11 protein-coding genes and 1 pseudogene are annotated in these 13,636 nt (G+C 54.6%); 4 read left to right on the top strand and 8 right to left on the bottom strand.

The window, feature by feature from the left end:
• Window positions 1-20 precede the first annotated feature (20 nt).
• The gene (locus ACUN8H_RS16540; protein WP_290702530.1) at window positions 21-473 is read left to right on the top strand and encodes a universal stress protein; all 453 of its coding nucleotides are present in this window, start codon (window positions 21-23) and stop codon (window positions 471-473) included.
• 64 nt (window positions 474-537) lie between these two features.
• On the opposite strand, the gene ACUN8H_RS16535 is transcribed toward ACUN8H_RS16540, so the two are convergent.
• The gene (locus ACUN8H_RS16535; RefSeq protein ID WP_445533152.1) at window positions 538-2,454 is read right to left on the bottom strand and encodes an ATP-binding cassette domain-containing protein; all 1,917 of its coding nucleotides are present in this window, start codon (window positions 2,452-2,454) and stop codon (window positions 538-540) included.
• Window positions 2,455-2,637: 183 nt separating this feature from the next.
• On the opposite strand from ACUN8H_RS16535, the gene ACUN8H_RS16530 reads away from it, so the two are divergent.
• On the top strand, window positions 2,638-3,633 hold the full coding sequence (locus ACUN8H_RS16530; RefSeq protein ID WP_445533151.1) for an AraC family transcriptional regulator: 996 nt from the start codon (window positions 2,638-2,640) through the stop codon (window positions 3,631-3,633).
• A 5-nt stretch (window positions 3,634-3,638) separates the two neighbouring features.
• Here the strand turns inward: ACUN8H_RS16530 and ACUN8H_RS16525 are convergent, their stop codons facing one another.
• The 5 genes from ACUN8H_RS16525 to ACUN8H_RS16505 form a co-directional block, all read right to left on the bottom strand.
• Window positions 3,639-5,291, bottom strand: coding sequence for a fatty acid--CoA ligase (locus ACUN8H_RS16525; protein ID WP_445533150.1), 1,653 nt, complete (start codon window positions 5,289-5,291; stop codon window positions 3,639-3,641).
• A gap of 41 nt (window positions 5,292-5,332) precedes the next feature.
• A complete protein-coding gene (bktB, locus tag ACUN8H_RS16520) occupies window positions 5,333-6,520 on the bottom strand; it encodes a beta-ketothiolase BktB (protein WP_445533149.1) in 1,188 nt (395 codons plus the stop codon).
• A gap of 61 nt (window positions 6,521-6,581) precedes the next feature.
• Window positions 6,582-7,724 carry an acyl-CoA dehydrogenase family protein gene (locus ACUN8H_RS16515; protein ID WP_445533148.1) on the bottom strand — a complete coding sequence of 381 codons (1,143 nt, stop codon included), beginning with the start codon at window positions 7,722-7,724 and terminating at the stop codon, window positions 6,582-6,584.
• A 2-nt stretch (window positions 7,725-7,726) separates the two neighbouring features.
• Window positions 7,727-9,280, bottom strand: coding sequence for a fatty acyl-CoA synthetase (locus ACUN8H_RS16510; protein ID WP_445533147.1), 1,554 nt, complete (start codon window positions 9,278-9,280; stop codon window positions 7,727-7,729).
• A gap of 39 nt (window positions 9,281-9,319) precedes the next feature.
• Complete coding sequence (locus tag ACUN8H_RS16505) at window positions 9,320-10,573, bottom strand: ABC transporter substrate-binding protein (protein WP_445533146.1); 1,254 nt, start codon at window positions 10,571-10,573, stop codon at window positions 9,320-9,322.
• Between the two features lie 237 nt (window positions 10,574-10,810).
• Between ACUN8H_RS16505 and ACUN8H_RS16500 the strand changes: the two genes are divergently transcribed.
• Together ACUN8H_RS16500 and ACUN8H_RS16495 are read left to right on the top strand one after the other, a co-directional pair.
• A complete protein-coding gene (locus tag ACUN8H_RS16500; RefSeq protein WP_445533145.1) occupies window positions 10,811-11,662 on the top strand; it encodes a TatD family hydrolase in 852 nt (283 codons plus the stop codon).
• Between the two features lie 13 nt (window positions 11,663-11,675).
• Window positions 11,676-12,155 carry a hypothetical protein gene (locus ACUN8H_RS16495; RefSeq protein ID WP_445533144.1) on the top strand — a complete coding sequence of 160 codons (480 nt, stop codon included), beginning with the start codon at window positions 11,676-11,678 and terminating at the stop codon, window positions 12,153-12,155.
• A 130-nt stretch (window positions 12,156-12,285) separates the two neighbouring features.
• On the opposite strand, the gene ACUN8H_RS16490 is transcribed toward ACUN8H_RS16495, so the two are convergent.
• On the bottom strand, window positions 12,286-12,861 hold the full coding sequence (locus tag ACUN8H_RS16490; RefSeq protein ID WP_445533143.1) for a hemerythrin domain-containing protein: 576 nt from the start codon (window positions 12,859-12,861) through the stop codon (window positions 12,286-12,288).
• A 44-nt stretch (window positions 12,862-12,905) separates the two neighbouring features.
• A pseudogene (locus tag ACUN8H_RS16485) lies at window positions 12,906-13,301 on the bottom strand (elongation factor P hydroxylase); the annotation flags it as partial.
• Window positions 13,302-13,636: the final 335 nt, after the last annotated feature.

Genomic DNA, 13,636 nt, shown 5'->3' with positions numbered 1-13,636 from the left:
CCTCACTAAGGAGATACGCCATGAGCTATCACCACATTTTAGTTGCCGTTGACTTAACCAAAGACTCCCACAAGATCTTGGAACGCGCCGTTGCGATCGCAGAGCGCAACGATCAAGCCAAAATCTCCATTATGCATACCCTTGAGCCATTAGGGTTTGCTTATGGTGGCGATATCCCAATGGACTTGACCAGCATTCAAGACCAACTGGATGAACATGCCAAAAAACGCTTGGCTGAAATTGCCGCTCCCCATATTGCAGAAGCTGATCAACACGTTGTTGTGGGTATGCCGGACACTGAAATTCACCGTTTTGCTGATGAGCATGGCGTGGATCTCATCGTGGTGGGCTCCCATGGGCGCCACGGTTTTGCTTTGCTGCTAGGCTCAACGTCTACGGGTGTCCTACATGGTGCACAATGCGATGTTCTCGCAGTGCGCGTCGGTAAGAAAGGCGAAAAAAGCGACGAGTGAACGGACAACTTAATGGCATCAACGCAAAAGGCGCCCCTGTGGCGCCTTTTAACGTTACTAGATTTTATTCCCCTGCAGCCATCGCCTCAAGCTCCATCCAGCGCTCCATGGCCACTTCCAACGCCTTCTGTAATTTTTCCATCGCCTGCAATCGTTCAGTAATGGTGTCAGCATCCTGCTGATAAAACGCCGGATCCCCAATTTCACTTTCCAACGTTTCTACTTCATTCTCAAGTCGCTCAATCTCAGCAGGCAGTGCATCCAACTCACGCTGCAGATTGTAGGAAAGCTTGACGCTTTTCTTAGCTACTACCGCAGGTGCTTCGGCTACCTTTTTAGGCGCTTCTGAGGTGGGTTCCGTACGCTGACGCGCCGCCCCTTCCCAAGGCGCGGGCGGCAACTTGCCACCTTGGCGAATCCAATCCGTATAGCCACCTACGTACTCGCGCACTACGCCATCGCCTTCAAAGGCCAGCATGCTGGTCACCACGTTATCCATAAAGGTACGGTCGTGGGAAACGAGCAGCAGCGTGCCATCGAAATCGAGCAGCAGCTCTTCGAGCAACTCCAAGGTTTCCATGTCGAGATCGTTGGTCGGCTCATCGAGCACCAGCACGTTAGCGGGCTGCGTAAATAGCTTAGCCAGCAGCAGGCGGTTGGACTCGCCACCAGAAAGCGCTTTCACCGGCTGGCGCACACGCTCGGGGGTAAACAGAAAATCCTGCAGGTAGCTCATCACATGACGATCTTTGCCACCCACGCTGACCCGGTCACTGCCTTGGGCCACATTGTCGTAAACGGTTTTTTCGAGTTCCAACCCGGCGCGCAGCTGGTCAAAATAGGCCACTTTTAGATTGGTGCCCATTTGCACCTTGCCTTCAGTGGGTTCCAACTCGCCCAGCAGGATTTTCAGCAGTGTGGTCTTACCGGCCCCGTTGCGACCGAGGAAGCCGATACGGTCACCACGCAGTACCTCAAGGTTAATATCGCGCAGTATGACCTCATCACCAAACCGCTGGGTGACACCTTGCAGTTCTACTACCCGTTTGCCGGTACGCTCACCGCGATCTACCGTCAGGTTGGCATTACCCTGGCGCTCGCGGCGCTGACTGCGCTCGTTGCGCATTGCTTCTAGTGCGCGCACCCGGCCTTCGTTGCGGGTACGCCGAGCTTTAACACCCTGACGAATCCAGGCTTCTTCCTGGGCAAGCTTTTTATCGAACTCGGCATTTTCACGTGCTTCCACTTCAAGCTCGTGCTGCTTACGAGCCTGATACTCTTCGTACTTGCCGGGGTAGCGCCCTAGCTGGCCGCGATCCAGTTCTAGAATATTGGTGGCCAGCTTGGAAAGAAACGCCCTATCGTGGGTAATCAGCAGCACCGCGCCGTTAAACGCCAGCAGTTGCTCTTCCAACCAGGCAATGGTGTCTAAGTCCAAGTGGTTGGTAGGCTCATCGAGCAGCAGTAGATCAGGCTCGGCGACCAGGGCGCGCGCCAGCGCCACCCGGCGGCGCCAGCCACCGGAGAGTGAACTCATCTCAGCCGCCGGGGGCAGGCCCAGACGGGTAAGCACGGTATCGATACGCTGGTGGAACGACCAGCCATCAATGGCTTCCAGGCGCGTTTGTAGGGTCGCCATGCGATCCATATCAGGGTCGGGATCATTGATAAGATGGTCGTACTCGGAGAGTAACTCCCCGGCTTCCGGCAAGCCTTGGGCGACCATATCGAAAATGGTCAGTCCGGATGACTCAGGTAACTCCTGGGCCAGTACGCCTATTTTAAGACCAGGCGCGCGCCAGATCGACCCATCGTCGGGCAGGATATCACCCGCCACCAGTTTCAGCAGGGTGGACTTGCCGGTGCCGTTTCGCCCGACCAGCGCCAGCCGCTCGCCTTTTTCAACCGTCAGGTCGGCGCGATTGAGTAGTACATGGGTGCCGTAAGCGAGTTGCAGCTGTTCGAGTCGTAACAGGGCCACGCGGTGTCCTCCTTAAACATAAGGCGCATAGTGTAACGCATGAGCGACTCAGGAGGGGGAACCATATAGAAGGGAAATCGTAGAGGGGAAATCACCAGCGTGATACCGTTTTGCCAGCCGCTGCAATATCTCAACCAAAAAACAACTTTTAAAGGCGGGCTGACAGTGACGGTGACCGTCTCAATGCATTTTGTAAATGAGCTGTTTGAAGGCTTGCCTAACAGCTCAACATCGCCCACACGCTACTTGGAACAAGCGGGTATTTCGCCCTTTTTGCTTTCGGCACCCCACGGTCGAGTGACGGTTGAGCAGTTTGCCGAACTCTACCGTGGACTGGTGAACGAACTTGATGATGAAACACCCGGCTTTTTTTCCCGACCGCTGCGGGGTGGCACCCTGAAGTTGCTGTGTTTAAGCATGCTGGATGCACCCAATTTGCAGGTAGCGCTCCACCGCTATACACAGTTTTTTCGTATTCTGCTCGATGACTTTGGCTACGCGTTTACGCTCGAAGGGGATCTTGCCCGCATGGCCCTGGTGGAGCATGCGCCACTGGCGGGCAGTCGTACTCTGATTCATGAGCTGATGCTCAAGCTGTTTCACGGCATCGCATCATGGATGATAGCGCGGAAAATACCACCCATTTTAATGGAGTGCGCTTACCCCCAGCCGCCGCACAGCGCTGATTATCTTTACTTTTATCCTGGCACTGTACGCTTTGGGCAGCCGCAAACCGCGATCTATATAGATCGCAGTTTTCTTGATCACCCTATCCGCCAGACCAAGCGGCACCTGGGCGCTTTTTTAAAGCGCGCCCCCGCAGATTGGTTCTATGTGTCGTTTGCAGATCGCCTGCTCACCCACCGGGTGCGCGAACACCTCTCACGTCACCTGACCACGTCTGGCACCGTGCATAGCGTAGCCGGTGCGCTACATATGTCTGCTCGCACGCTGGCGCGGCACCTCAAAAGGGAGGGCACTCACTTTCAAGCGGTCAAGGATGAGTACCGCCGCGATGCCGCTATTCAGGCGCTCACCTGCAGTGAGAAGCCGCTTATCAGCATCGCTGAAGCGTTAAGCTTTGAGGATCTGGCCTGCTTTAGTCGTGCTTTTAAAACCTGGACAGGAAACTCGCCCGCCGCGTATCGCAAAGCGCGCACGGCGGGCAATGTTCGCTGATTCGCCTATATTTCGGTGCGGATACGTTTTTTATCCAGCTTACCCACGCTGGTTTTAGGTATCTCATCGACAAAGCGAATCATGGAGGGAATCGCCCAGCGGTTGAGTTTTCCTTGAGCCACAAACTGCTCTAAAAACGTCTGCACGGATTCTACAGTGGGCGGGTTATTCAGATCCGCAGGGACAGCTAAAGCAGCAGGACGCTCCCCCCAGTTATCGTCCGCGACCCCAATCACCGCCACTTCAGCAATACCCGGACACTGGCTGATATAGCTCTCCAGCTCTAACGAGGAGAGCCACTCGCCGCCGGTTTTAATTACGTCTTTTATACGGTCGCTAATGGTCAGAAAGCCCCGCTCATCAAGCGAGCCCACATCCCCGGTATGCAACCAGCCGTTGCGCCATAGCTCCGCACTGCGCTTCTCCTCTTTGAAATAAGCCTGGGTCAGCCAGGGTGCTTGAACGCGCACTTCACCAACGCTTTTACCATCATTGGGTAGCGGCTCGCCGTCCGCATCGACCACTTGCAGTTTAACCAATGGTATCGGCAGGCCCGCTTTACAGCGCCACGGCAGCTGGATCTCAAAATCAGCGTCGCCTATATCTCGCGGCAGGATATCGGCAGTAAGTAGCGGACAGGTCTCCGACATGCCATAAGCACTACGGGTATCAATTCCCAACGCCCATGCCTTGCTTGCCAGCGACTGAGTTAACGCACTACCGCCGACCAATACCTTCCAGCCAGAGAGTTCGACTTGTTTTGAGGCAATCGCTTCGGCGCTGACCACCATGTTGAGCAAGGTGGGCACACAGTGGGAGAAGTCAACCTTTTCGCTAACCAGCAACTTGACCAACATTTCCGGTTCGTAGCGACCAGGATAGACCTGGGTGGCCCCCATCAGCGTGGCGGTATACGGCACACCCCAGGCGTGAACGTGAAACATGGGGGTAATGGGCATATAGACCTTGTCGCGGTTGAGCAGCTCAAAACCGGGCGCCTGGAAAGCGCTCGCCTCGTTCAAGGTATGCAGCACCAACTGGCGGTGGGTAAAGAAAACCCCTTTAGGATTACCCGTGGTACCGGTGGTATAGAACAGTGTGGCGACGGCGTTTTCATCAAAGGTGGGAAAATCGTAATGAGTGGGCTGCTGGCTTAATAGCGCTTCAAACTCGCCCACCAGTGGCAGTGAGGTATCGACTGTTTGCGCAGTCTCCTGACATAGCAGATAGCCACGCACTTGGGGTAGCTTATCGGCCAGCGGCTCAAGCAGCGGCACAAACTCTTCGTGCACGATGACGAAAACGTCTTCGGCATGATCCATGGTGTAGAGGATTTGCTCCGGGGCCAGACGCACGTTCACCGTATGGAGTACCGCGCCGATCATCGGAATGGCGAAGAAGCACTCCAGGTAGCGATGGCTATCCCAATCCAGCACCGCCACAACATCACCGGCTTGTACGCCCTGTGACGTCAGTGTATAGGCCAGTTGGTGCACCCGCTCACGAAAACGCGCGTAGCTGTGGCGGCTCTGATCACGGTAGACAATCTGATTATCGCCCGCCATGCGCACACCTGCTTCCAGCAGGTCACCAATCATTAATGCGGGGTTTATCGCAGAGGCCGCGGCGGGTAAAATTTTCGGGGTAACGGAAGACATAAAAACTCCAACAAGCTTGTTCTTGTGGTAATCGATTCGGATCAGGCGCGCTCGATAAGTAGGGCGATACCCTGCCCGCCACCAATACACAGCGTTATCAAGCCGTAGCGACCATTAATACGCTCCAATTCGTGCAGCGCCTTGAGAATCAGAATGGCCCCCGTGGCCCCCACCGGATGCCCCAAGGCTACCGCACCGCCGTTGGGGTTTAGCTTCGCTAACGGGAAACCGAGCGTTTCCGCCACCGCCATGGCTTGGGCCGCAAAGGCCTCATTGGACTCAATCACGTCAATATCGTTGATGCTCAGCCCCGCTTGCTTTAGGCAGCGTTTCACCGCAGGAATGGGCCCTAGCCCCATGAGCGTTGGTTCAACGCCGGCGGTCGTAGCGACGCGAAGATGCGCTCTGGGCGCTAAGCCGCGCTGTGCAGCTTCGTCGGCATGGGCCAGCACTAACGTGGCGGCGCCATCGTTGATACCCGAGGCATTGCCTGCGGTCACCACGCCCTCTTTTTGGAAGGCGGGCTTGAGCCGCGCCAAATCGCTAAGCTCAACGCCTTCGCGTACATGCTCATCGCGAGAGAAGAGCACTGTTTGCTTACCGCGACTGACCTCCACCGCGACGATTTGATCGTCAAAGCGCCCCTCGGCAATCGCACGCGCTGCTTTTAGATGGCTCTCAAGGGCAAACTCATCCAACTGCTCGCGGCTTAAGCCATACTGCTTAGCGATGTTCTCGGCGGTGCAGCCCATGTGGCCGCTGCCAAAGGGGTCGCTCAATACGCCGAGGGTTAAATCCTGTACGTTCATGTCCCCCATGCGCACGCCGTTACGCGCCTGGGGCGGCAGCAGGTAAGCCCCTCTCGACATTGACTCAGCGCCGCCTGCCAGCGCTAAGCGGCTATCGCCCATAGCAATCTGCTGGGCGGCTGAGACCACCGCCTGTACACCTGAACCACACAGCCGATTGACGTTGAAGGCCCCCGCCTCTTTCGGCACACCTGCTTCGAGGGCAATATGGCGGGCCAGATAGGCATCCTGGGGGCCGGTGGTAATAATGTGGCCGTATACCGAGTGATCGATATCTCCGCCTTCTACACCAGCACGGTGCAACGCCTCTTTGGCGGTTATTGCCCCCAGCTCAAACGGCGCCTTGGTTGAGAGCAAACCGCCAAAACTACCGATCGCGGTTCGCGCACCGCCTAGAATCACTACCTCATCCAACCGCATGGCTCTCTCCTGTTTTCAAACGCCAGCTTGTGTTTAATCGCCTTGCTTTTTAAACGCTTGGCTAGGCCACTTTGCCCAGCAGCGAACGCGCAATGACTTCTCTCATGATCTCTGAGCTGCCGGCATAGATCGTTTGCACTCTGGCATCCAGATAAAAGCGTGAAATGGGGTATTCATGTGTGTAGCCGTAACCGCCAAATAGCTGCAGACAGCGATCCACCGCTTGGCATTGCAGCTCGCTTAGCTGCAGTTTTAAAATCGCCGCATCCGTGCTGTTCATGGTGCCCTGGCGGTACTTTTCGACGCAGTGCTCAAAGTAGGCGCGTGCTACGTCCAACTGGGCTTTTATCTCCGCCAAGGTAAAGCGGGTATTTTGAAAATCCGCCACCCGCTGCCCAAATGCTTGGCGCTGCTGTACGTACTCCAACGTCAGCGCCAGCGATCCCTCTACGGCACCCAGCGCCTGTGCCCCGACGCCCAGGCGCTCGCGGGGGAGTTCCTGCATCAAATAACGGAACCCCGCGCCCTCCTCACCTAACAGGGCATCATGCGGCAACTTGATTTGGTCAAAGGCAAGCTCAGCGGTGTCACTGGCGTGCTGGCCGATCTTTTTAATCGGCTTACCCCGCGAAAAGCCGGGTAAGCGGGTGTCGACCAAAAAAAGTGACACGCCCTTTGACCCGGCGGAAGGGTCGGTTTTGGCACACACGATCACCAGGTCAGCAAACTGACCGTTGGTGATAAAGATTTTGCTACCGCTTAACTCCCAGCCATCGTGAGTGCGCTTTGCGCGGGTTCTCATTGACGCAAGATCACTACCTGCATGGGGTTCGGTCATCGCGATGGCACCAAGCGCATCGCCACGCGCCATGGCTGGTAACCAATGTTCACATTGAGCCGCTGTCCCCAGATTCTGCAGGTAGGGCATAACGATATTGGCGTGGATATTATAGGCACTGGCAAGGCCACCAAATCCCTGTCGGGAGAGCTCTTCCAGCGCCAGCTGGGTGATGGCGATGTCGGCCCCTGAACCACCGTGCTGTTCGTCAAGGTCAATACCGAGCAGTCCCGCAGCGCCCAATGAATGCCACAGTGAGCGCGGCATTTCACCCGCGGCTTCCCACTCATCATAGTAAGGGGCGACCTCCTGACGGAGGCAGCGTTTGATCATGGCGTGAAACAGTTCGGTCGTTTGCGCGTCCATGCTTACCCCTTAAGGTCTTCACGTAGATGGCGTTTAAGGATTTTGCCTGCGGTACTTTTGGGCAGCGCATCGGCAAAGAGGATGTGTTTAGGCACTTTATAAGGCGCCATCAGCGTTTTGGCGTGATGGATCAACTCCTCCTCGCTTGCCTCTTGGCCCTCTTTCAATACAACTACCGCCGTGATGGCTTCGATCCACTTCTCGTCAGGCTGACCGATCACCGCCACTTCGGATACTGCCGGGTGCTTAAACAGCCCCTCCTCTACCTCACGGCTAGCCACCAGTATGCCCCCGGTATTAATCACGTCTTTAATGCGATCGACGACATACAAGTAACCCGCTTCATCGAAGTAGCCCACGTCCCCCGAGTGGAACCAGTCGCCTTGAAACGCCTCTTCGGTCATCGCCGCTTTATCCCAGTAGCCCTTCATAAGCTGCGGTGAGCGGTGAACGATTTCCCCATGCTCGCCGGGTGGGACGTCATTCATATCGAGATCGACGATGCGGGTTTCCACCGTCAGAATCGGCCGCCCGGCGGACGCTGGCCTCTCGGCGTGCTCTTCGGGGCGCAGCACAGTCGCCAAAGGCGCTATTTCGCTCTGCCCATAACAGTTATAGAGCCCAACGCCGGGTATACGCTGCTGAAGCTCTTCCAGTACCGACACCGGCATAATCGAGGCACCGTAATAGGCCTTGTTTAGGGCGCTAAGGTCAAAGCGATCAAATTCAGCGCAGCGCAGCAGGCTGATCCAAACGGTGGGCGGGGCAAAAAATGACGCGATCTGATGCTCAGCGATGGCGCTTAAGCACAGCTCGGGAAGCGGCGCCTCTAGCAAATAGACAGGCGCACCGAGCAACAGCGCTGGCATGAGAAAGACGTGCATTTGCGCCGAGTGGTAGAGCGGCAACGCAGCAAGCATGGCGTCGCTACCTTTAATATCCAGTTCGACCATGCAGGCCATATATTCGGCCATTAGCGCCTGATGGGTCATCATCGCGGCTTTCGGCGCGGCGGTGGTGCCCGAGGTATAGAGCAACTGAGCAAGGTTGGTACCGTCGACCGTCACATTGGGCTCTTCACTATTGGATCCTGACGTAGCATGAGCGAGTACATCAAAGCTTTTCGCATCCCGCCCCTGATCCGCGTGCAGGGTTCCCACCAGGGCTAGCTCCAGGCCTTTGGTCGCGGCACTCACTTTGTCGGCGAGGCTGATATCGCTGAGTAAGCCTGTTGCTCCCGACTGGTCAAGAATATAGCGCAACTCATCGCTACTTAATGCGAAATTGATCGGCACATGTACCAAACCCGCTTTCGTAGCGGCCAGCCAGGCGATGACGTAGGCGTCGGAGTTTTTGCCATACACCGCCAGTCGATCTCCTGGGGTAAGCCCTGCTGCCAGCAGGCCGTTGGCAACGCGGTTAGCTGCTTGGTTGAGTGCTGAGTAGCGCCATTGACGTTCGCCAAATACCAGCGCCAGCTGATGTGAATATTTTCGAGCGCTGCGGTTTAAAGCAGCCCCGATACTGTTTTGCTGAATAACAGACGTTCCAGACATGCCAAATCCTCTGAGTCGTTGTAGTGAGTTGGCAAAGACTTAACTATTTACCAGCGGGCAGACACTCTCTGAAAGCGGACGAAAGGCCTCTTCTGCCGGAATGGTGCGAATAACATGAAAGAGATCATCCTCATCTTGCGACTCTTCAGGTGTTTTCACTTCTACTAAATACATGTCGTGTACCATGCGGCCATCCTCACGGATGTAGCCATCGGTAGCGAAGATGTCGTTAATGGGGGTATCGGCCATTTGCTGGCGAACAGTTTGTGTGTCGTCGGTACCGGTAGCTGCAACCGCTTCGAGGTAGTGACGGGTACTGGAGTAGAGACCCGCATGTACCATGGTTGGCATATTGCCGGTACGCTCACGGAAGCGCTCCGCCCAGGCACGGGTTTCATCGTTTAAATCGTAATACCATGCCTTGGTGAATTGGAGCCCCTGGGCGTTCTCAAGACCGATGCTGCGCACATCAGTACTAAACAGCACCATCCCTGCCAGGATCTGCCCTGCCTGGGTAATGCCAAACTCGCCAGCTGTTTGCACCGCGTTAATCGTATCGCCGCCAGCGTTATTCAGCGCAATGACATCAGCGCCGGAGGCTTGCGCCTGGAGCATGAAGGAGGAGAAATCACTGCTCGGGAAAGGGTGGCGTGCGCTACCTACGATAGTGCCGCCATTTTCAGTCACTACTCGCGTGACGTCGGCTTCCAGTGCGTGGCCAAAAGAGTAGTCAGCGCTTAACAGGTACCATTTTTTGTGGCCCTCATCAGTAATCGCCTTTGCCGTACCGTTGGACATCGCCCACGTGTCATAAACCCAGTGAATATGATTGGGCGAGCAGTGCTCATTAGTGATAGCCGAAGAGACAGCGCCATTAACCAGTCCAAGTTTATCCGCCTCTTCCAGCAGGCTCACCGCCGCCAGAGTGACAGAAGATGCCACCAGCCCGGTGACCATATCGACGTTGCGCTCATCGATCCACTCACGCACGACGCTTGAGCCTACATCGGGGCTATTACGGTCATCGGCGCTAAACACCACAATATTGGCCCCATTGACGCTGCCGCCCATATCTTCAATCGCCATATTGATAGCGTCTTCACCCAATGGGCCAATGGGGTCGCGATAAACGCCGGACATATCGGCTAAATAGCCAATGCGGATTTCGTTATCAGAGATATTCTCAGCAGCAATGGTAGTTGGCACATAGCAGGCCACCAGAATGGCTGCGGCGAGAGTGGAAGTGGCAAGGCGGTGCGATGCACGATGAGCAGAACGATAAGATAGTGGCATAGTTATGTGGCTCTCTTTTGTTGTTGTTAAAAGCTGTTATTGAATCAATCGCAGTGACGTAGCACGCCATAGCTTGCGTTCATCTTAGGCGCTAATAAACGCTAGCTGTTTACCTATCGAGCCAGTTTTTTTGCAATTCGTGCCATTTCCTTGCGTCCATCATCTTTAACACACCATTAGTCGATACTTGCGCGTACCGTTACAATAGCGCCTTTGCATATTGAACGGGAGACACCTTTGGACACCGCGTATGCCGATGACTTTTTACCCGAAGCACTACAGTTTCGGCCTAGCGCCCCCTTGGTAGATATTGGCGCTAATTTGACCCACGAAAGCTTTGGGCGTGATCTTGACGCGGTTATCCAGCGCGCTCAGGCGGCGCAGGTAACCACCATGATCGTGACGGGCACCGACCTTGCGCATGCCGAGCAAGCGGTTGCGCTTGCCAAGCAGTATCCTGGCCTCTACGCCACAGCGGGAGTGCATCCCCACGACGCCAGTCGCTGGGATGATAACCTTGAGCGCGCCATGGCAGCCCTGCACGCCATGCCGGAAGTCGTCGCCGTAGGCGAGTGTGGTTTGGATTTTAATCGCAACTTCTCGACGCCCCAGGAGCAGGAGCGTGCCTTTGAAGCGCAGCTGGCTCTGGCAGTAGAAAGCGGTTTGCCGCTGTTTTTGCACGAACGGGATGCCGGCCAGCGTATGCGCGAAATCCTGCATGCATGGCGAGACGATATCAGCCACGCAGTAGTGCACTGCTTTACCGCCGATCGCGATACGCTGTTTGGTTATCTCGACCTAGACTTGCATATCGGCCTGACCGGCTGGATTTGCGATGAGCGGCGCGGCCATCACCTGCGCCCAATGGTAAGCGATATACCCTTAGCGCGTTTGATGGTAGAAACCGACTGCCCTTATCTATTGCCCCGCAACCTACCGGCGAAGTTAAAGGGCCGCCGTCATGAGCCCGCTCTGCTGCCATGGATAGTGCGCGAGATTGCCCAGTGGCACGGCATCAGCGAAACTGAGCTAGGCAACGCCACCACACAAACCGCCCAGCGTTTTTTCCGTCTTCCCACGGAATCTTAAAAGGAGTACTAGCGTGGCCGATTATCCAGGGTTTATTGCTATTGAAACGGGCGAAGACGATGGCTTACCGCTCGCCATTGCTTGGTCACTGTCCGATGGCCGTGTAAAGCAAACGCTGATTCAGCCTGACGATAGCTGGATCAAAGAGGATACTAATGCGATGGGCGCCTACAGCATTGAAGAGCTGGAGAGTCTTGGCGTTAGTCCCTTGGAAGTGATTCGTGAACTTGAGAACGATCACTTCTCCGCCACGCTTTATACCAGCGACAACGGCGATGACGAAGCGGCCCTGGCGCGTCTATTTGACACCTATGGATTAGATCCTTTCGTAGAACTGGCACCTGCGTCCGTTCTCTACCCTTCGATCACTCCTAGCGAATGGCATCGCCAACGGCGTGAAACCTTTAGCGAGCTGGGTCTGGAACCTATGCGTCCAGAGCATGAACTGGAAGTCATGCTGTCGATGCATTACCGTTTAACAGAAGAGGAGTAGGCATTAGACATCAATCGCTAAGCGCGTCTGTCGGATAAAAAACGCGCCACTGAGTGGCGCGCTCATGCTTTCTTGAGAGTGAGTAACCACCGATGATTGCCAGCGTTTCAAACCAGCTTTCATCAAGCTCTTATGCTGTTTTCCGTCCAGTGAGCTTGTCTCGAAGCCTATCCACCATACCGACACCCGCGCCGACACTCTTATGAAAGAGTTCTGAGTGAGGCGCACTGGGATGCGGACGTGTCGGTGCCAGTGTCTTGGCCTGCTCGACTTTTTCGCCTAAATCGATCAGTTGATCACTGGACATATGATTGCGCATTTTAGGGAATTGCTGTGACTCTTCGTCATCAGCATGGTGGCTCAACAAACCCGCTAACTTTTCAAGCCGCGCCATAAAAGCCGGATCGTCAGCGTTACAGTCTTCGAGTTGTTTCATCACCTGAACGATTTCATCATGCTCCTGCTTGTCGTGCTCGACCTCATCGGTTCCATTGGGTATACATTTTTCGATTGCTGGATAGACGTACATTTCCTCGGCAACGGCGTGGCGCATTACTTCAGCAATCAAGGTGTCCGCCGTGTTTCTTTTCCACTGCGGGTCGTTTGAGTCTTTGATCTGATTTGCCAGTGCCATCATTTCCTGATGATCTGTGGTCAGGATATTGATGACATCTTTGGCTGATCCATTTGCGTTGTGCTGGGTCATAAGATTCCCTCCTTTGACACCTGATGACGACTAGTATTACAACTTCAACATAGACCTATGCGCAGTAACCTTTCAAGTCCTTGAGCAATGGCCGCTTCACGTCTCAACCCCTGTTGATAATAAGCATCCAAAGCATGATGAAAAGCCGCTGCCCGGTGGGGCAATCCTTCACTTGCGTAGCGCTCAGCCCGCGCCATAACGCGCTTGTGAAAAGCAACGCGATCCACCTCAACCTCGCCGCCCAGATTGTCCACACTGACATGAAAATAACGCCCACATGCTTTGGTAAACCAATATTCCAACGCTTGCGGGGCGATTTCTGCCTGCTCGAATGCAGCTTGTTGTTCTGCGTTACGACCATCCGGTGAATACCAGTAACCGTAATCTTCTAGCTGACGGCGTTTTTCACCCGCAATGCACCAGTGGCTCATTTCTACTAACATCATAATCATTAATGTACACACATAACCATATGAAAAGCATAGAAAAAAATACAAAAAACTCAAGTACAGCAAATGCACTTAAAAGTGTACAAAAAAAGACCGTGAGCAATTGATTTGTACATCAAACTTAATAAGGAACTGATGTAATTTACTCAGAACAATCCGCTCTGGCACGGTTATGCCCTGTTCCGTTTTAAGCAATAGAACTAGGCTAAACTGACGGCATTTTATAGCTAACATTTCTAATGTACACATTCAGAACAATCGCACCAAACATGCTTAACACAACAGCTTTGATCATGAACAACTGAATAGATGTATGCTAGATAATG

The organism is Vreelandella sp. V005, assembly GCF_052645115.1.
Note: the sequence above shows the minus strand (reverse complement) of the source record. Positions and strands in the feature narration are given on the sequence as shown.

Coding starts and splice junctions, on each gene's coding strand:
- ACUN8H_RS16530 (WP_445533151.1), top strand. CDS start 2,638: ATGCATTTTGTAAATGAGCTGTTTGAAGGCTTGCCTAACAGCTCAACA.
- ACUN8H_RS16490 (WP_445533143.1), bottom strand. CDS start 12,861: ATGACCCAGCACAACGCAAATGGATCAGCCAAAGATGTCATCAATATC.
- ACUN8H_RS16505 (WP_445533146.1), bottom strand. CDS start 10,573: ATGCCACTATCTTATCGTTCTGCTCATCGTGCATCGCACCGCCTTGCC.
- ACUN8H_RS16540 (WP_290702530.1), top strand. CDS start 21: ATGAGCTATCACCACATTTTAGTTGCCGTTGACTTAACCAAAGACTCC.
- ACUN8H_RS16525 (WP_445533150.1), bottom strand. CDS start 5,291: ATGTCTTCCGTTACCCCGAAAATTTTACCCGCCGCGGCCTCTGCGATA.
- ACUN8H_RS16515 (WP_445533148.1), bottom strand. CDS start 7,724: ATGGACGCGCAAACGACCGAACTGTTTCACGCCATGATCAAACGCTGC.
- bktB (WP_445533149.1), bottom strand. CDS start 6,520: ATGCGGTTGGATGAGGTAGTGATTCTAGGCGGTGCGCGAACCGCGATC.
- ACUN8H_RS16510 (WP_445533147.1), bottom strand. CDS start 9,280: ATGTCTGGAACGTCTGTTATTCAGCAAAACAGTATCGGGGCTGCTTTA.